This is a genomic window from Bacillus sp. SD075 (genome assembly GCF_017355165.1).
GTDB lineage: Bacteria > Bacillota > Bacilli > Bacillales > DSM-1321 > Peribacillus.
Genome location: NZ_JADILK010000005.1, coordinates 55843 through 73545, shown reverse-complemented (window position 1 = coordinate 73545; position 17703 = coordinate 55843). Strand labels below are relative to the sequence as shown.

Sequence of the window (17703 nt, the reverse complement as noted above, 5' to 3'; positions counted from 1 at the left end):
CTAATGGGAACCATATTTAATATCGTCATACTAGGTGTCATAGTTTGGTTTTTTTATCAGCGATTTCTCCCGGTAAAGGGGATAAAAAATATAAATGCGGCTGAGTTAAAAGCTGAGTTGAATAACAAAGGAAATAAGCAATTCATTGATGTTCGCACTCCTAACGAATATAGGGGCAACCACATTAAGGACTTTAAGAATATACCTTTAAGCGAACTGGGCAAAAGGGCACAAGAACTATCAAAAGATAAAGAAGTAATTGTAATCTGCCAAAGCGGAATGAGGAGCATGAATGCCAGTAAAGCATTGAAAAAACTCGGATTTAAAGTAACCAATGTTAAAGGCGGCATGAGTTCTTGGAGCTAATGAAAGGGGGATATCAAGACGATGAAAGAAATTTTACCGAATGAAGTGAAAGCCTTATTGAAGGGAGACCCGCCAGTCCATATTATTGATGTACGGGAGGTGGATGAAGTAAAGGCGGGGAAAATACCAAATGCTTTGAATATCCCGTTGGGTCTAGTGGAATTTAGAATGCAGGATCTGGATAAATCAAAAGAGTATATCATGGTCTGCCGATCAGGGGGCAGAAGTACAAGGGCCGGGCAGTTACTTGAGAATCATGGATATAAAGTGTTGAACATGATGGGAGGAATGAATGAATGGGAAGGTCCCACAGAATAATTTTGTATATCCCGATATACCCCCATCCCTATAAAGATAACAAGGAGGAAATAGAATGATTAAAACAAATTCCGTTTTGGATGCTAAAGGTTTAGCATGTCCAATGCCAATCGTAAAAACGAAAAAAGCCATGAATGGGCTTGAAGCGGGGGAAGTACTGGAAGTTCAAGCGACTGATATAGGGTCGACTGCGGATATGAAAGCCTGGGCGGAAAGTTCAGGCCACCAATATTTGGGTACGGTTGAAGGAGTAGCCACACTAAAACATTATCTCCGGAAAGCAAGCGGAGAAGAAACAGAAGTAAAGAAGTATGAAAAAATCATTTCAAATCAAGAACTTCTACAAGTAATGGAAGAGAATCGAAATACAATCATCCTGGATGTCCGAGAATCTGCAGAGTACGCTTTTAATCATATTCCAGCAGCTAAATCAATTCCAATGGGTGAATTGGAACAGCGTATGGGTGAACTGGATAAAGATTCAGAGATTTTCGTGATTTGCCGTACCGGCAGCCGAAGTGACCTCGCTGCACAAAAACTGACGGCGGCTGGATTTGAACAGGTATTCAATGTTGTTCCCGGCATGAGCCAATGGAACGATCCTTCACAAAAATCCATTAATGAATAAAGGGACTAAAAAATGGAGGAATGTATCATGAAGGTAGCTATAATCAATGGCGGTGTATTTATGCATATGAAGTGTTTAACATCGCAGCGGCAGCAACAGATCAAGATGTGGCCATTTTTCTTCCGTTTCGAAGCTTGAACTTAAATCATAATGAAGGGAATGGACAATTTCCATAGCCTGAAGTAAGGAGTTTTTTGCCGAAGGCTTTAACATGTAATGTTCCTTTCATTCCAGAATTAGTTACTGCGGCGCAGGAAATGGACGTCAAATTTATTGGGTGTCAAATGACAAATGACCATGGGCGTTTTGGGTATGGAAAGGGAGTTTTCGTTGACGGTATCGAAGTAGGTAAGCGGTCACATCTTTAGAGTTTGTTAAAGAAGCTGATGTTACATTAACTTTTTAATGGACGAAAAATTTTTTGATATGATTTATACTATAGGGGGTATGTGAGATGGTAATTAAGCAAATGACAGCCGCTGAGGTTTCAAAGAAAGTAATCGATAAGTCTGACTTATTTATTTTGGATGTTCGAAATGAAAGTGACTTTAATGATTGGAAAATTGAAGGGCAGAACTTTAAATTCCTTAATATCCCTTACTTTGATCTACTGGATGGCGTGGAAGCCGATCAAATCCCAGCCAATGAAGAAATCCTCGTAGTATGTGCAAAGGAAGGCTCATCAGTTATGGTAGCTGAAATGCTATCTGAAGCTGGATTGGATGTTTCTTATTTAAAGGGCGGCATGAAAGCATGGAGTGAACACTTGGAACCAATGAAAATCGGCGAATTGACCAATGGCGGCGCGATTTACCAATTTGTTCGACTAGGTAAAGGCTGTCTTTCCTACATGGTCGTTTCCAATGGTGAAGCAGCGGTTATTGATTCTACAAGAATGATTGATGTCTATCTTGACTTCGCCGATGGTATCGGGGTGGATATTACACATGTTCTGGATACGCACCTACATGCCGATCATATTTCAGGTGGAAGACGAATAGCCGAAAGAACAAATGCATCTTACTGGCTGCCGCCAAAAGATGCGGCTGAAGTAACTTTTGAATATCAGCCATTAGAAAGCGGTAAAGTGATAAGAATCGGTCATACAGCGATTGATATCCAAGCATTATATTCACCGGGCCATACCATTGGATCCACTTCATTTGTGATCGATCAAAAATACTTGCTTTCCGGGGATATACTGTTCATCGATTCCATTGGCAGACCGGATTTAGCTGGATTGGCTGAGGATTGGGTAGGGGACTTGAGAGAAACACTGTATACACGTTATAAAGAATTACCAGACGAGTTAATCGTATTGCCTTCTCATTTCATGATCATCGATGAATTGAATGAAGATGGAAGTGTCGCTAAAAAGTTGGGTGCGTTGTTTGCTGACAATCATGGATTGAACATTGCCGATGAAACGGAATTCAGAGAGCTGGTAACAGGTAATTTACCGCCTCAACCAAACGCTTATCAAGAAATACGCGAAACCAATATGGGGAAAATCGAACCTAATGATGAAAAACAGCGCGAAATGGAAATCGGGCCCAATCGTTGTGCGGTTCGCTAATTCTGTTGAAAATTGAAGTCATGTAAATAGGAGAGATGAAATATTAATGCAGATAAAGTGTTAGATGCCAAGGGACTTGCATGTCCAATGCCGATTGTTAAAACGAGAAAAGCCATGAATGATTTGCAAACAGGGCAAGTGCTGGAAATACATGTAAGCGATAAAGGAGCTAAAGCCGACTTAGCAGCTTGGTCAAGATCCGGTGGCCATGAACTGGTGGAAACGGCAGAAGAAAATGATATACTGAAATTTTGGATCAGAAAAGGCTGAAAAGGAGGAGGGAACCATTAGGGTTCCCTTCTTTTTAAGGGAGGCACTACAATGGATATCACCTGTATCATTACTATCTTTTTGATTGGTTTTATAGGTTCATACGTTTCTGGAATGCTTGGCATCGGAGGCTCGATAATAAATTATCCAATGCTGCTGTTAATTCCCCCAATCTTCGGTTTAGCGGCATTCAGCGCACATGATGTGACAGGTATAAGTGCTGTACAAGTCCTATTCGCTTCCATCGGAGGTATATGGAGCTATCGTAAGAGCGGGCATTTAAATAAAATGCTTATTTTCTATATGGGGATCAGTGTGTTAATAGGAAGCGTGGTTGGAAGTTTTGGATCACGATCGATGTCGGAAAACGGAGTGAATATCGTCTATGGCGTTTTGGCGTTGATAGCGGCTGTCATGATGTTCATTCCGAAGAAAGGGATAGATGACATTTCTTTGAATCAAGTTACCTTTAATAAATGGTTAGCGGCGATCCTTTCCTTAATCGTTGGTTTAGGTGCCGGAATAGTCGGTGCCGGAGGGGGCTTTCTATTAGTTCCGATCATGCTTATCGTTTTAAGAATTCCAACCAGGGTAACGATTGCTTCTTCATTAGCCATCACTTTCATTTCATCCATTGGTGCAACAGCAGGGAAAATCTCAACGGGACAAGTTGATTACTATCCGGCATTAATCATGGTTATGGCTAGTTTAATGGCATCTCCGCTTGGGGCAATGGCCGGTAAAAAAATGAATGTAAAAGTCCTGCAATTCATACTGGCTCTATTGATTTTAGCGACGGCTGTGAAAACATGGATGGGAATCGTGTCTTGATGCACAATCTGGCTTGACGTTGACAGGGAAGGGATCGTGGTTTGAAACCCTCACAGGTCATCAACTAACAAAGGCTTAAATCCTTGATATAACAAGGTTTTGGGTCTTTTTTTGTTTTTAAATATATAGTTCATTATGTATTATTTACTCAATTGGTGGAGGGTAGAGAAGGATTAAAAGGTATTACAGGACAATTATTTGTAATAATTAATATTTCAAGGAACTGTAGGTAAAGCCTTTTGCTTATTCAGCCCACGATGGATGTTAAAAATAAGACCGTATTTTTGGCTTTTCTTTAAAAGGTACATAATCATATTCTTCGGTAAAATCCACTTTACTATAATGTGTTGGATTACCTTTACTACCAAATACCATGCACGGGAATACTTCTTGGATGGTCTGAACATGACGCTTGAATGAAATGTAAAATATCGGCAAACGTTGAAAGACTTCAGAGATAAATTTTCAGCTCACAGAGAGAGTGGTTACAACGAACCTGTCCCCTACTTTGATATTGCGCATAATGTGGCACTTCATTACGTTTCTTGGCTTGAAAAGTATAATACAATGCCTTCTCTTGAAATGATTACAACCGATGATAGAAAGTTTTGAAGTGGAATAAATAGAAGGAGGAAAGTATGGAAGAGTAATTAAAAGTAAATCCCTTTCCTATTTAATCAGGACTTACCCTCCACTTCAGTATTATATAGTAAATATTTCCTTTATTTTAACTGTGTGATTTTAATTTCTCAAAAGTTTATTATATTGATAAAGGAAGAATAACTTAATCTACTACTATAATGAAGTAAGTCTTTAAAAGGGGAGTGATAGTTAAATGCTTTATATAAGCGATATCGAAAAGATAATTAATAACACATTAAATGAGCATAATTTGGATATTATTTGTGAATTTGACAATAATCTAAGTGCACCTATGAGTTATAACGTATCGACCAATACTATAAAATTCAATTACCTTCAAGTTAACGGTTATAAAGGGAAAATTAGAATTAAAGAGACAGAGGAAGACTTTGTTAAAATTATTCTTTATCGTATGATTGGTTATTATTTAGATTTTAAGAAAAACAAACATGATTTAAGGATTTTAATGTATGGTCACGAAGAAGAAAAAGAAAAGCTAAAATCTGAAATAGAAACTAATGCTTGGGATTATGGGAGAACATTAATACCTGAACAACTATTGGAGTCATATGATAAAGTTCGTGAATTAGATAAAATGCTAATAAATTAATGTACTAAGAAAATGGAGACCCGACTTTAAACTAAAACAAGAAAAAGAAGCCCCCTTGGAGAATCACTCTGGAGCTGACTTTTGAGTGAGAAATTAAACTGATATCCAATAAGACAAGACCCATAGAAAGAGGAGTTGTCTTAGAAAGCTTGATAAATAAACAAATAGAAAATGAAGTTCAAAGTTCGTGCTCAATTTTAAAAGAAAACATGGAAAAGCATATCGATTACTTGACTAAAGAAATACACTGGACTGAACATACTTCTGAAGCAAGGTTTTCATGAACAACATATACTAGATAAAGAGGAAAGAGAATTATTGTTGAAGTGGGCTACAGAGAGCGATTGCGTAGATAAGTATTATGACCTGCTCATCCAAAAATTTGTTCATAGCAGTAATTTCGATACAGCAGACCATAATTACGATGTTTTTATCCAACCAAACTTGAAGCAATTTAACGAGAACAATTTCTTGCTATATATGATGGTAGTAACAGAAACCATCAATGTTATGCGCATAGATTTGGACGCTTAGTGCTATCATTGTAAATTCGGTTTTATTAATATTTCCTTTTGTATATATGATTTTAGGAACAGTGATATTTGGTGTTTAAGTTTTTGATAATACTGATGACCTTTCTTCAATTAACACAGGTGCTTTACTTCAATAAGGGAGTTGCTTCGGCATCTCTTTTTTGTATGAAAACACATTAGTAAAAAAGCCATGCTAAAATAAACCCTTCATATTGACTCAAATCCACTATATTGAATCATTTATAAATGGCTCTAATTAGGGGTTAATATGATTATTGCCTTATAATATATATCCCTAAATATACCCCTAAAAAAAGCAATGTATCTCTAGTTTGAGAAATTCATTGCTTTTTTCCATTTGCCCGTACCTCTGTTTGATCTGTCTGTTTTCACATCCATAGTTGTCTTTATTGTTGAGGAAGGTTTAGGGCTGTATTTGCTGTATTTATATCAACTTGTAATTGTTCATTTAAATCATGTGGATGATAGTAACCTTTTGAAATCATATAGTTACTTATCTCTCCGTGTCTTTCTACAGCGGCACGAAGCTGTTCTCTTAAGGCTGCTTTCAATTCAGGTGTTTTTGTTTCTGTAATGGCAAATGCAATATTTCTAATTCCTGATTTTGCGGATATTAAGAAGTCCGTTGCAATCACCTGATCAGTCATGCTACCCATCCCCGCCATATTTTGCAAAAAATTTGTCATTACTGTTCCCCTCGATTCGTCAGAATTTCCTGCAGTTTTTGAATATCTTGTGTCCCAGTGCTCATGTCTTTTAATAGAATATTTTGTAGTTCTGTATCCTGCACTAAACTGCTCATTGTAGAGGACTTTGTTAGACAAAGACTCTTGAAAGTTAAAATTTCGTGCGCCTCTAAAGTTTCATGCAGTCCTAAATTTTTCGTCATGAGTTTTCACTCCGTTTCTTTGAGAAATCACTTACATATCTTTCGTAATACAAAAGTTTTTATACATCATCATTTTTAAAGGTAACGTGGGCGAAAATAAACTACCTATCGGTCAATATCCGTATAACAAACATATGAACTGGGAAAGGTATTTTTGATATATAGATTAGAGAGGTGAACGTATGGAAAATGAAAGCTTGGCATTTCATGAAACCATGGAAACGCATGAAATTTTAAATTTTAAAACAATAGGTTTAATGAGATCAAAATTAATGCAAGGAATTTGCTTTGACAATGACTTAAAAGCATTAATGGAAAAAGACGTACAACAATCTATAGCTGCTATAAACGAGCTAAAGGGTTTTTATACAGGAGCTCGAACAAACTATGAAAAATGAGGTGAAATGTAAATGGAAATGGATTTTTTAGATCCTCAAGGCGCTGAACATATGCCGGAAATGGCTGATTCCTCTTTCGCGCTAGATTTTCTACTCTCTATCAAAAGTGGGATTCATACTTATGGTATTGCATTATCTGAAACAGCGAATCCCGCATTGAGAAAAGCATTGTACCAGCAAATGGAGCAATCTATTGATTTACATGGTGAGTTATCCGATTTAATGATAAGGAAGGGCTGGCTTTATCCCAACGATGTAGGTAAACAGGTGGAATTAGATTTGAAATCAGCCGATATGGCGGTTAGTATCGCTGGAATGAATCTTTTCCCGAATGATACTGACAGACTCGGCATGTTCGCAACGCCGAATAAATAAAGGAGGAAAAGCATCATGAAAGCCGTAACTTACCAGGGCAATAAAAATGTACAGGTTAAAGAAGTTAAAGACCCTAACATCAAAAATTCGGATGATATTATTGTAAAAGTCACTACTTCAGCGATTTGCGGCTCTGATTTGCACTTAATTCATCAATTAATTCCCAATATGCCTACAGATTATGTGATTGGTCATGAGCCGATGGGGGTTGTTGAGGAAGTTGGACCAGGAGTAACTAAGTTAAAGAAGGGAGACCGGGTCATTATCCCCTTTAACGTTAGCTGCGGGAGCTGCTGGTATTGCGACCACGACCTTACAAGTCAGTGCGATAATTCAAATCCTCATGGGGAAATGGGTGGTTTTTTTGGATACTCAGAAACAACTGGTGGGTATGCGGGCGGGCAAGCTGAATATATGCGTGTTCCTTATGGAAACTTTACCCCTTTCAAAATCCCAGAAGACTGCGAGGTAGAAGATGAAAAATTGGTGTTGCTCGCTGATGCAGCATCCACAGCATTCTGGAGTGTAGATCACGCAGGTGTTAAATCTGGCGATACGGTTATCGTTTTAGGCTGTGGTCCTGTAGGTCTACTTACTCAAAAATTCGCTTGGTTAAAGGGGGCGAAAAGAGTGATTGCTGTCGATCATCTCGATTATCGTTTAGAGCATGCAAAAAGGACGAATAAAGTCGAAACCGTAAATTTTGCACAATATGAAAACACTGGCGAATACCTTAAAGAAATCACTAAAGGTGGTGCAGATATCGTTATTGACTGTTCCGGGATGAGTGGCAAAATGACTCCGATGGAATATCTTGCATCGGGTCTTAAATTACATGGGGGAGCCATGGGAGGGATTGTAATTGCGTCCCAAGCCGTACGTAAGGCGGGAACCATACAAATAACAGGCGTTTATGGGGGCCGTTATAATGGATTCCCCCTAGGAGATATTTTCCAAAGAAACGTGGATATTAAAACCGGACAGGCTCCTGTTATTCCTTATATGCCCTACCTTTATAAACTAATATCAGAAGGAAAAGTAGATCCTGGCGATGTTGTAACCCATGTACTTCCAATTGACCAAGCGAAGCATGGGTATGAAGTATTTGATACAAGGACAGATGGATGTATTAAAGTGGTCCTTAAGCCATAAAGATGGTTGTTTTCATTTGGAAAAATAGATTTTACAACTATGGTATGGTCTATGAGTAAGAAGGGAAGGTATCATACCCTTTTTTTTAACTTTTTGGAGTAATTTTTACTTCTGTATGAAATACGCATAGAAGAAGATTTAGGAAAAGTGAACACCCCTGTCTTGAGAGCTACATTTACCTTATTCAAATTAAGCACCAGAAAATACGATTTTGCCCACGTTAAGGGAAAATCGTATTTTTTTGGTGCTCTAAGCTATCTTTTTTTCAAAGAGGTTTTTTCATTAAGTAAAACCCATGATCTACAAAAACTATAAGTGGCAAATTAGCTATAGGGTTGTTATTTTTTACTTTTTTCGTTTGTTTATCACATATACTCTTTCTTTTCTTTGGAGATCAAAATCAGAAAAGGTTATAGCAGTAAGTGGATTCATTCAGCGAATCATTCGGCATATACTCTTTCATAGTAAAATCCCTAACAATTGTGATAGGGATTTTAGTTTGTTATTTTGATTTAGCAAATGTTTTTTTTTATTCAAATCCAATCGATCCATCATCTTTCAAAACAAGAGAAGCATCAAAAGTCTTCTTTTCTTTTGCCTTTGGTTTCATCCCTTTGATTACACTTGTTTTCTTCTTGGTGCATAAATCCTTCACGTGTTTATCTGTCTTTCTTTAAGCATTTGAGATGGGAATGTCTGATTATACCCACTTGCATATTCCGAGCATCCAAGTGAAATGAAATGTGATCAAAGCGATTGCGATGACTGATATCCGAAGTAGATTATCCCCAATAGCTTCCAAGTATTATCTTTTTGTCCTCTCCAATAAACGATCTATGGAATCCTGTATGTGGCTGGAGATCGCAATCTCGGCTCTGTATACATCCCTTGTCCGGATGGCCTCAATGATTTCCATATGTTCCGATGGTGCGTCTTTTTGGTCGATCTCACCTTTGAAGTGATAAAACCGGCCTATATGAAGATGACAGTGCATGCCTTTATATGCTTCAAATAAAAACGGGTTTCCTCCAGCATTCATGATGGCATAATGAAATTGTTGATCTAAATGAGTAAAATCTAGTATTTTTTTGTTGGATGCACCTGTGTTAGTGGAAAACATTTCATCTGTAAGCGCGGCCATTTCTTCCGTCACGCTTACTTTATTTAAGCGGATAATATTCCGGACCGCATGCGTCTCCAGTAATATCCGGGCCTCCAACATTTTCGCCATATTTTCAGTATCTAATATGTCACTGACCCGATACCCCTTATTTGGTTCTAAGATGACTAAGTTCTCAGAGTTCAGACGAGATAATGCTTCTCTGAGAGGTATGGCGCTAATGTTGATTTCCCGGGTTAAATGGCTGATATTGATTTTTTGTCCCGGCGATAAATCCCATTCAAAAATCTTTTCTTTTAATAAATTGTAGACATATTCCGTTGTCTCTCCGCGTTCTTTTTCCTTTATCATCGAAATGCCCCTAACTTAAAAAAATTTCTATGAGAACAAGTGTTATTTCATATAGATGTAACAACTTAAATTATTACTGAAGTAGCTTTCTGCTTGTTGCCCCTATCAATAAGATAAGTCGAAACCATATTGATATCAAGAATAGAGAGAGTATAAGGGGACTCTATAGTTTATAGTTTACTGGATAGCTACAAAAATATATCCTCATTACTGATAATTATATATTATATTCGGTGAGTTTTGTAAAAATTATATATAAAATCATTCAAATTAATATGAATTAATTAATCTGTTGATATTATTTAAAGTCATAAATCCTTTATTATCAAGGTTTTTTTCAAAAAACTGAAAATTTAAATTTTAAATATTTACATAATCGTATATTATATGATATATTTTTGGAAATGATTACATACTATTTTTGAACAGGATTCTATAAACAATAATAATCAGTTACTAAAGAGTATTGATGGGCAGGCAAAATCTTAAGTTTAAAATGGAAGCGCTTTATGCTTGCCGTTTTCTTAATTGAAATTTATTGAATCTATTAGAAGAAATAACTGTGAAGTTAAAAAAGTGATCTTTATTTTTCAAAGGAGGAATCTTCAATGAGCACTACGCTGAGCAGAAAAAACACATTTTATGGCCATTTCATAAATGGCCAATGGATATCCGATCAACATACAATCGCTGTTATTAACAAATATAACAAAGAAGAAATTGCCCAGATCGGCAGGGCATCCCGGAAAATTGTTTCTGAAGCGGTGACCAATGCCTTGGAAACCTTTAATACGAGAAAGCTAGATTCCAATCAACGCTACGAGATTCTAATGCGTGCAGCGGATATCGCTAAAGAGAGAAAAGAAGAGCTGGCGATGATTCTGGTTCAGGAAGTCGGTAAAGTATTGAAGGATGCTAGAGGGGAAATCGATAGAGGAATCCAAACGATGATAGCTTCAGCTGAAGAAGCAAAACGGATTGCCGGTACAGGCGTTCCTTTGGGGCAGTCTGGAAACGACAATAAGATGTCTTTCACCATCAGGGTTCCTGTTGGGGTAATCGGTGCGATCACCCCGTTTAATTTCCCATTCAATCTCACCATACACAAGGTAGCTCCTGCGTTGGCAGCGGGAAATACAATCGTGTTGAAGCCGGCTGAAATGACGCCACTCATTGCATGCAAGATCGCAGAAATTTTTTCTGAAGCTGGATTGCCTGCAGGTTTTCTGAATGTGGTTAACGGGTTTGGGCAGGAAACAGGTCAATACCTTTTGGAGGATGAACGAATTGCGATGTTCACTTTTACAGGGAGTCCCGGTGTAGGTCGGCATATTAAGAGCAGTACGGGAATTCGTAAGGTTACTTTGGAATTAGGGAATAACTCCCCAAATATCATTCACAAGGATGTCCATGATTTAGACAGAGCAGTTGAGCTCTGTGTCACACGAGGGTATGTGAATGCAGGGCAAGCCTGCATCTCAGTACAGCGAATCTACGTTCATAGAAATATCTACGATACGTTTGTGGAGAAGGCAGTCAAGGTGGCACAGGGCTTGAAGGTTGGTAATCCGGAAGATTCTTCCATGGACATTGGCCCTATGATTTCCGAGAAAGAAGCAAGGCGTGCGGAAGAATGGATCCAGGAAGCCAGGCGTCTTGGGGCCAAAGTGGTATATGGAGGGAAAAGGCAGGATTCGATTCTAGAACCTACTATATTAATAGATGTGAAACCGGAAATGAAGGTAGTCTGCCAGGAAGTGTTCGCGCCGGTGATTAGCATCATTCCTTTCGATAGCATCGAGGAGGCTTTCCATCAGGCCAATGATACGAAGTTCGGCTTACAAGTTGGTTTATTTACATCCGATATCACTTTAGCCATGCGGGCAACACAGGAACTCCATTTTGGCGGTGTAATCATCAATGATGTTTCTACATACCGTGCCGACATTATGCCGTATGGCGGAGTGAAGGACAGCGGAATTGGTAAAGAGGGACCGCATTATGCCATGCAAGAAATGACAGACGAAAAACTTGTAGTCATCAATCTTTAGACTTTGGAGGTAAGGAATATGAGAAATACATGGGATTTTTATTCTACCGAAAGAATCGTATTTGGAAACGGGGCAATCGGGCAATTGGATGTGATCCTTCAAAGATTAAAGGCGAAAAACATCTTGCTCGTTACTGACCCAGGGATCAAATATGCAGGAATCGTAGACAGAATTTCATCGTTGTTGGAACATGCAAATTACAAAACAGTTATCTATGACCAGGTCGTACCGGAGCCTTCGGTAGATTCGGCGATGGACTGTTATAAGTTTGCTAAATCTCAAATGGATATTGATGCAGTAATTGGCCTTGGCGGAGGAAGCAGCATTGATATGGCGAAGATTGTCGCTTTGTTGGTCGCCCATGGCGGACATCCCCTGGACTATTATGGCGGAGAAAACCAGGTTCCTGGACCAATCGCCCCTCTTGTAGCGATTCCGACAACTGCTGGAACCGGTTCAGAAGTGACATCTGTAGCGGTGTTGACCGATGTTGAAAATAACCTGAAAGTTGGTATCTCGGATAATTACCTAAGACCAACCGTTGCTCTACTTGATCCAGAATTAACGTTAGGGCTTCCCGCTTATGTAACAGCTTGTTCCGGAATTGATGCTTTGTCACATGCGATAGAGGCATACACAGCCAAACCTTCTGCATATATCCAGGCAGAAGGAAGCATTTTATTCCAAGGTTCAATCCCCATAAGTGATGTACTCGCCTTCAGAGCCATTGAATTGATTGCAAAAAACCTGCCGCTTGCGGTGCAGCAAGGGAGCAATCTCGAGGCCCGTTCCAATATGCTAATGGGCAGCCTGCTTGCTGGAATGTCCTTTTCAAATGCAGGTACAGCAGCAGCCCATGCGTTGGCTTACCCAATCGGAGGACTTGTGAAGTCACCGCATGGAGAGGTGACCGGGCTCTTGCTTCCATATGTCATGGAATATAATGCAACTGTAGAAACAGAAAAAATGGTGAGAATTTCCCAGGCATTCAATGTGAACTCGGATGGCCTCTCCGATAAGGAAGCCGCTTTGGCTGCTTCAAAAGCTGTGCTTACCCTGCTTGGGGAAATTGGACTGCCTACAAAGCTGACGAAGATTGGGATCAAAGAAGAGGATATTCCCGAAATTGCTGAGAAGACCCTCCAAATCGATCGCCTGATTCGGAATAACCCAAGAGTGCCAACACAGCACAGTTTAGAAGAATTACTTAGAAAAGCTTTATAGATTGCTTGAAGGAATGGTGTCCCTGGAAGGTTAAGCATCATTCATGATGGATCTGCAGACTGCGACGGAAAGGGTTTCACTATCAAATAGAATATAAATGGAGAGGAAGATGAAAATGTCTCTTTTGCCTTTTACATATAGTATGCCGACACGGGTGGAATGCGGTAACGGAATATCTGGAAAAACAGGGGAACTAATTAAGGATTTAGGTGTATCGAGTGTGCTGATCGTAACAGATAAAGGGGTTAGAGGAGCCGGTCTCTTACAAGGCATTGAAAAATCCCTTGCTTCGGCAAACCTTTATTTTGAGATTTACGATGAGGTAGAGCCTAATCCATCAGCTCAAACAATCCAACAGGGGACAGTGTATCTTAAGCAACAAAAGATGGAGGCGGTTCTGGCTGTAGGCGGAGGAAGCAGCATTGACACAGCCAAGGGCATCGCGGCAATGGCTACTAACCGCGGCCATATCCTGGATTATGAAGGAGTTGGAAAGATTTCCAATCCTCCGCTCCCTATCATAGCAATCCCGACTACGGCTGGAACTGGCAGTGAAGCTACTAATTCGACAGTGGTAACGAATAAGGACACCTCTTTTAAATTAGGAGTACTTAGTTCACTTTTGTTTCCAAAGCTAGCTATATTGGATCCTGCCCTTACATTAAATTTGCCTCAAGAGATTACTGCAGCTACTGGTATGGATGCTCTGACTCATGGAATTGAATCTTACACCTCCAAATCTGCCAACCCTGTCAGCAAGGCTTTCGCGATGCAGGCCATTAAGATGATCGGTGAAAATTTAACACGATCGTACTTTGTGGGAACGGACATGGAAAGCAGGGAAAACATGCTTTTAGCCTCCCTGTTAGCTGGTGCAGCCTTTTCACAATCCCGATTGGGTAATGTACACGCCATTTCCCATACATTTGGAGGAGTCTTTAATATCCCGCATGGCATCGCAAATGCAGCACTATTGCCATTCGTCATGAGATTCAACCTGCCGGCATGTGAGGATCAGTATAGAGAAATTGCAATAGCTTTAGGAAGGGATGTAAGCGGTTTATCCAATGCGCAAGCATCCGAGAAAGCTATCGAAACCATCATCGAAATGAATCGGAGCATGAATATTCCTCTTAATATTAAAGAGCTTGGAGTCTCATTGGACGTTTTGCCGAAATTAGTGGAAGATTCCATGCGAAGTGGTAACGTGGTCGTTAACCCAAGGCTGACGAAGGCATCGGATATCCAACTGATTATAGAGAAGGCTTACGAGGGGGACTTTGAAGGTTTTAATAATGGTAATCGAAATGCAAGCAGTGCAAAAAAATCAGAAACGGCCATCGTGAATGTATAAAAACCATTCAATTTGAAAATCACCTGGAATTTCAGGGGATTTCGAATCAGTTTCCCCTTTTTAACTTTTTTCGGACACATGGATTTCCCGCAGTATTTTTCTACCTGAATATAATTATCTAATGAGGTGACGTATGAAAAAGACCAATGGAAGATGGCTTGTAGTGGTACTCCTTTTCGTCGCAACAACAATTAATTATATGGATAGGGCAATTCTTGGCATTGCAGGACCCTCGATAATGAAGGATCTTTCGCTTTCGGCAGTAGAATTCGGGATATTGGGGTCAGCGTTCTTTTGGTCGTATGCCTTAATGCAGATCCCGGTCGGGGTAATCGTTGATAAATTGGGGGCACGCTTAACGTATTCGATTGCCATCGTTTGGTGGTCGCTCTGTACGGTGTTTACTGGAATGGGACGTTCGCTTGGCGGACTGATCGGTATCCGCGTTTTAATGGGAATCGGAGAGGCTCCAGCGTTTCCAACCAATACGCGCGTTATTTCAGACTGGCTGCCGTCACACGAACGGGGCATTGCAAACGGGATATTTAATTCTGGTACAGCTATCGGGATTGGCATAACGACACCCATTTTAGCATGGATCATCCAGACTTGGGGATGGCAAGCATCCTTTGTGGTAATTGGATCCATCGGTTTTGTATGGCTGGCATTCTGGTTATTCTTTTTCAAAAACCATCCAGAACAAAGTAAGATTGCAAACGAGGCCGAAGTAGCCTATATCAAAGAGGAGGAAACTCATACCGAAAAAGCGACGACACTAAACATCTCGCCATTTAAATTCTTCAAATTCAGAAGTGTTTACCCTATGTTATATGGCTTGTTTGCCCATAACTATCTTACTTATTTAATGATGACCTGGCTTCCCACTTATCTTGTAGTCGAAAGGCAAATGACTCTTTTAAAAGCCGGATTTTTCACGATGCTACCTTGGATCATGTCCTTTCTGGGAAATATTCTAGGAGGGGTTTTGTCGGATTTCTTGATTAAAAGAGGCTGGAATTCCATCAAAGCAAGAAAGACTGTTTTAACCATCGGCATGCTTTTTCCATTAGCCATTATACCGACTATCTTTACAGATAGCGCCATAATGGCACTTACGTATATCTCAATAGCAATCGGCGGTGAAGGATTGGCTGCGGGCATTCTCTGGGCCACTGTTTCGGATGTTGCTCCAAAGGGTGCGGAAGGAAAGCTTGCAGGGCTACAAAACTTCGTGGGGAACCTCGCTGGCTGGATTGCTCCAGTCACAACAGGGATTTTAATAGCGAAGTTCAATAATTTCAATATAGCCCTGATCATACCTGTAGTCATTTGCCTTATTGCTGCTGTGGGGTATACCTTCGTTCTTAAAAATGAAAGGATTTCCATTAACACGGACATTGACGGGAGAACTAAAGTTTCAGGACTCTAATCTTTTTGTGTATATAATGAAGCGCTTTGCAAATTCAACGAAAAAGGGAGACATATTCATGCTGAAAACTAGTGGATTAGTCAATTTATCTGAACTGAAAATGTATGTGAACGGTGAATGGACTGCAGCACTTAACGGAGAAACTTTACCAGTAACAAATCCATCAACAGGGAAAGTGGTGGCAAGGATTCCAAATGGAGGACGCCAAGAAACGCATGCGGCCATTGCAGCTGCAGAGGAAGCGTTTAAAACCTGGTCAAAACTGACGGCACAGGAACGCAGTAAATATCTAAAGATATTGCATGATCTTATGCATGAATATAAAGATGAATTAGCAGAAATCATGAGTATGGAAATGGGCAAGCCCTTAACGGAAGCCCGGGGTGAAGTGGATTTTGCTGCAAGCTACCTGGAATGGTTTGCTGAAGAAGGACGCCGGATTTATGGGGAAACGATCCCTGCTTCTACTGCAAATAAAAGGCTATCGGTGATTCGCCAGCCGATTGGAGTGGTCGCTTCCATTACCCCTTGGAATTTCCCGTTGGCCATGATGACGCGGAAAGTAGGACCTGCCATGGCCGCTGGATGTACAGTCATTGTCAAGCCTGCAAAACAATCTCCTATTAGTGCGTTAGCGTTTGGTAAATTGGTGGAAATGGCGGGAGTGCCTGCTGGAGTGGTCAGTATCGTAACAGGGAGTGCAGGACCTATCTCGGATGAAATTTTTGAAAATCCAGTAGTAAGGAAAATTTCTTTTACAGGATCTACTGAAGTAGGCAAATTGCTGGTTACCAAGTCAGCCCCGCAGCTTAAGAGACTTTCCCTTGAGCTTGGAGGACACGCGCCGTTCATCGTCTTTGAGGATGCTGATTTGGAAGCCGCAGCAGCTGGTGCCGTTGCAAGCAAGTTCAGGAACACCGGACAAACGTGCGTATGCGCAAACCGAATTTACGCCCACCGTTCTGTCATCAATAAATTCTCTGCACTTTTTGTTGAAAAGGTACAAGCTCTAAAAGTCGGAAATAGCATCGATCCAACCGTTGAAGTCGGGCCTCTTGTAAGCAGTGATGGCCTTGAAAAGGTAGAGGAACATGTACAAGATGCCTTGGATAAAGGTGCCAGCCTTCTTTGTGGCGGACAAAGAGTTGAAGGGGAATTGGCTGATGGATTATTCTATGAACCGACCGTTCTGGGTGGAGTGAACAAGGATATGCTCATCACATACCAGGAAACATTTGGACCGGTCGCACCAATCATCCCGTTTGATACAGAAGAAGAGGTGATCGAGCTTGCCAACAATACAGAGTACGGGCTGGCCGCTTATTTTTACACACAGAATATAAGCAGGGGAGTCAGGGTATCCGAAGCTCTGGAGTTCGGCATCATCGGATACAACGACGCCATTCCCACCGTTGCCCAAGCCCCATTTGGCGGCATGAAAGAAAGCGGCATGGGGAGGGAAGGCGGCCATCAAGGCCTTGATGAATATTTAGAAGAAAAATATATATCGATGGGTTTTTAAAATAGGGCAAGAAAAGGCTTAAGGTGAAGTCGAATCCTTAAGC

General features: G+C 40.2%; 19 protein-coding genes. 16 read left to right on the top strand and 3 right to left on the bottom strand.

Going from position 1 to position 17703, the window contains the following annotated elements; translation table 11 throughout:
- The first annotated feature begins 3 nt into the window (after positions 1–3).
- The 8 genes from IOC57_RS05980 (at position 4) to IOC57_RS05945 (ending at position 5241) form a co-directional block, all read left to right on the top strand.
- On the top strand, positions 4–366 hold the full coding sequence (locus IOC57_RS05980; RefSeq protein ID WP_207437846.1) for a rhodanese-like domain-containing protein: 363 nt from the start codon (positions 4–6) through the stop codon (positions 364–366).
- Positions 367–387: 21 nt separating this feature from the next.
- Complete coding sequence (locus IOC57_RS05975; protein WP_207437845.1) at positions 388–684, top strand: rhodanese-like domain-containing protein; 297 nt, start codon at positions 388–390, stop codon at positions 682–684.
- A gap of 55 nt (positions 685–739) precedes the next feature.
- Positions 740–1312, top strand: a complete 573-nt coding sequence (locus tag IOC57_RS05970; RefSeq protein ID WP_207437844.1) for a sulfurtransferase TusA family protein — start codon at positions 740–742, stop codon at positions 1310–1312.
- 257 nt (positions 1313–1569) lie between these two features.
- Positions 1570–1680 (top strand): hypothetical protein, encoded by a 111-nt coding sequence (locus tag IOC57_RS26475; protein ID WP_396020779.1) that lies wholly within the window; start codon positions 1570–1572, stop codon positions 1678–1680.
- Positions 1681–1766: 86 nt separating this feature from the next.
- A complete protein-coding gene (locus IOC57_RS05960; protein ID WP_207437843.1) occupies positions 1767–2888 on the top strand; it encodes an MBL fold metallo-hydrolase in 1122 nt (373 codons plus the stop codon).
- 42 nt (positions 2889–2930) lie between these two features.
- Entirely contained in the window at positions 2931–3158 is a 228-nt protein-coding gene (locus tag IOC57_RS05955; protein WP_207437952.1) for a sulfurtransferase TusA family protein, read from the top strand.
- A gap of 51 nt (positions 3159–3209) precedes the next feature.
- Positions 3210–3989, top strand: a complete 780-nt coding sequence (locus IOC57_RS05950; RefSeq protein ID WP_207437842.1) for a sulfite exporter TauE/SafE family protein — start codon at positions 3210–3212, stop codon at positions 3987–3989.
- 835 nt (positions 3990–4824) lie between these two features.
- A complete protein-coding gene (locus IOC57_RS05945) occupies positions 4825–5241 on the top strand; it encodes a hypothetical protein (RefSeq protein WP_207437841.1) in 417 nt (138 codons plus the stop codon).
- 940 nt (positions 5242–6181) lie between these two features.
- Here IOC57_RS05945 and IOC57_RS05940 read toward each other — a convergent pair.
- A complete protein-coding gene (locus IOC57_RS05940) occupies positions 6182–6481 on the bottom strand; it encodes a spore coat protein (protein WP_207437840.1) in 300 nt (99 codons plus the stop codon).
- A 385-nt stretch (positions 6482–6866) separates the two neighbouring features.
- On the opposite strand from IOC57_RS05940, the gene IOC57_RS05935 reads away from it, so the two are divergent.
- Genes IOC57_RS05935 through IOC57_RS05925 form a run of 3 tightly spaced genes read left to right on the top strand, consistent with a single transcriptional unit; the run spans position 6867 to position 8609 of the window.
- Positions 6867–7082 carry a spore coat protein gene (locus tag IOC57_RS05935; protein WP_207437839.1) on the top strand — a complete coding sequence of 72 codons (216 nt, stop codon included), beginning with the start codon at positions 6867–6869 and terminating at the stop codon, positions 7080–7082.
- 12 nt (positions 7083–7094) lie between these two features.
- Positions 7095–7457, top strand: coding sequence for a spore coat protein (locus IOC57_RS05930; RefSeq protein WP_048682441.1), 363 nt, complete (start codon positions 7095–7097; stop codon positions 7455–7457).
- Positions 7458–7472: 15 nt separating this feature from the next.
- Entirely contained in the window at positions 7473–8609 is a 1137-nt protein-coding gene (locus IOC57_RS05925) for a zinc-dependent alcohol dehydrogenase (protein WP_057215463.1), read from the top strand.
- A 529-nt stretch (positions 8610–9138) separates the two neighbouring features.
- Here the strand turns inward: IOC57_RS05925 and IOC57_RS26470 are convergent.
- Both IOC57_RS26470 and IOC57_RS05915 read right to left on the bottom strand, forming a co-directional pair.
- Entirely contained in the window at positions 9139–9264 is a 126-nt protein-coding gene (locus IOC57_RS26470) for a topoisomerase C-terminal repeat-containing protein (RefSeq protein WP_207437838.1), read from the bottom strand.
- Positions 9265–9414: 150 nt separating this feature from the next.
- Positions 9415–10080, bottom strand: coding sequence for a GntR family transcriptional regulator (locus tag IOC57_RS05915; RefSeq protein ID WP_207437837.1), 666 nt, complete (start codon positions 10078–10080; stop codon positions 9415–9417).
- Between the two features lie 608 nt (positions 10081–10688).
- Between IOC57_RS05915 and IOC57_RS05910 the strand changes: the two genes are divergently transcribed.
- The 5 genes from IOC57_RS05910 (at position 10689) to IOC57_RS05890 (ending at position 17660) form a co-directional block, all read left to right on the top strand.
- Positions 10689–12131, top strand: a complete 1443-nt coding sequence (locus IOC57_RS05910) for an aldehyde dehydrogenase family protein (protein WP_207437836.1) — start codon at positions 10689–10691, stop codon at positions 12129–12131.
- A gap of 18 nt (positions 12132–12149) precedes the next feature.
- Positions 12150–13355, top strand: a complete 1206-nt coding sequence (locus IOC57_RS05905) for a hydroxyacid-oxoacid transhydrogenase (protein ID WP_207437835.1) — start codon at positions 12150–12152, stop codon at positions 13353–13355.
- Between the two features lie 109 nt (positions 13356–13464).
- On the top strand, positions 13465–14709 hold the full coding sequence (locus IOC57_RS05900) for an iron-containing alcohol dehydrogenase (protein ID WP_286184558.1): 1245 nt from the start codon (positions 13465–13467) through the stop codon (positions 14707–14709).
- A 133-nt stretch (positions 14710–14842) separates the two neighbouring features.
- A complete protein-coding gene (locus IOC57_RS05895; RefSeq protein ID WP_207437834.1) occupies positions 14843–16138 on the top strand; it encodes an MFS transporter in 1296 nt (431 codons plus the stop codon).
- Positions 16139–16196: 58 nt separating this feature from the next.
- Positions 16197–17660, top strand: a complete 1464-nt coding sequence (locus tag IOC57_RS05890) for an NAD-dependent succinate-semialdehyde dehydrogenase (protein ID WP_207437833.1) — start codon at positions 16197–16199, stop codon at positions 17658–17660.
- Positions 17661–17703 lie beyond the last annotated feature (43 nt).

Excerpts from the sequence above, each read along its gene's own strand:
- IOC57_RS05980 (WP_207437846.1), top strand. The coding sequence starts at position 4 with ATGGGAACCATATTTAATATCGTCATACTAGGTGTCATAGTTTGGTTT.
- IOC57_RS05960 (WP_207437843.1), top strand. The coding sequence starts at position 1,767 with ATGGTAATTAAGCAAATGACAGCCGCTGAGGTTTCAAAGAAAGTAATC.
- IOC57_RS05930 (WP_048682441.1), top strand. The coding sequence starts at position 7,095 with ATGGAAATGGATTTTTTAGATCCTCAAGGCGCTGAACATATGCCGGAA.
- IOC57_RS05915 (WP_207437837.1), bottom strand. The coding sequence starts at position 10,080 with ATGATAAAGGAAAAAGAACGCGGAGAGACAACGGAATATGTCTACAAT.
- IOC57_RS26475 (WP_396020779.1), top strand. The coding sequence starts at position 1,570 with ATGGACGTCAAATTTATTGGGTGTCAAATGACAAATGACCATGGGCGT.
- IOC57_RS05975 (WP_207437845.1), top strand. The coding sequence starts at position 388 with ATGAAAGAAATTTTACCGAATGAAGTGAAAGCCTTATTGAAGGGAGAC.
- IOC57_RS05950 (WP_207437842.1), top strand. The coding sequence starts at position 3,210 with ATGGATATCACCTGTATCATTACTATCTTTTTGATTGGTTTTATAGGT.
- IOC57_RS05970 (WP_207437844.1), top strand. The coding sequence starts at position 740 with ATGATTAAAACAAATTCCGTTTTGGATGCTAAAGGTTTAGCATGTCCA.
- IOC57_RS05900 (WP_286184558.1), top strand. The coding sequence starts at position 13,465 with ATGAAAATGTCTCTTTTGCCTTTTACATATAGTATGCCGACACGGGTG.
- IOC57_RS05905 (WP_207437835.1), top strand. The coding sequence starts at position 12,150 with ATGAGAAATACATGGGATTTTTATTCTACCGAAAGAATCGTATTTGGA.
- IOC57_RS05940 (WP_207437840.1), bottom strand. The coding sequence starts at position 6,481 with ATGACAAATTTTTTGCAAAATATGGCGGGGATGGGTAGCATGACTGAT.
- IOC57_RS05910 (WP_207437836.1), top strand. The coding sequence starts at position 10,689 with ATGAGCACTACGCTGAGCAGAAAAAACACATTTTATGGCCATTTCATA.
- IOC57_RS05925 (WP_057215463.1), top strand. The coding sequence starts at position 7,473 with ATGAAAGCCGTAACTTACCAGGGCAATAAAAATGTACAGGTTAAAGAA.
- IOC57_RS05935 (WP_207437839.1), top strand. The coding sequence starts at position 6,867 with ATGGAAAATGAAAGCTTGGCATTTCATGAAACCATGGAAACGCATGAA.
- IOC57_RS05945 (WP_207437841.1), top strand. The coding sequence starts at position 4,825 with ATGCTTTATATAAGCGATATCGAAAAGATAATTAATAACACATTAAAT.
- IOC57_RS05895 (WP_207437834.1), top strand. The coding sequence starts at position 14,843 with ATGAAAAAGACCAATGGAAGATGGCTTGTAGTGGTACTCCTTTTCGTC.
- IOC57_RS05890 (WP_207437833.1), top strand. The coding sequence starts at position 16,197 with ATGCTGAAAACTAGTGGATTAGTCAATTTATCTGAACTGAAAATGTAT.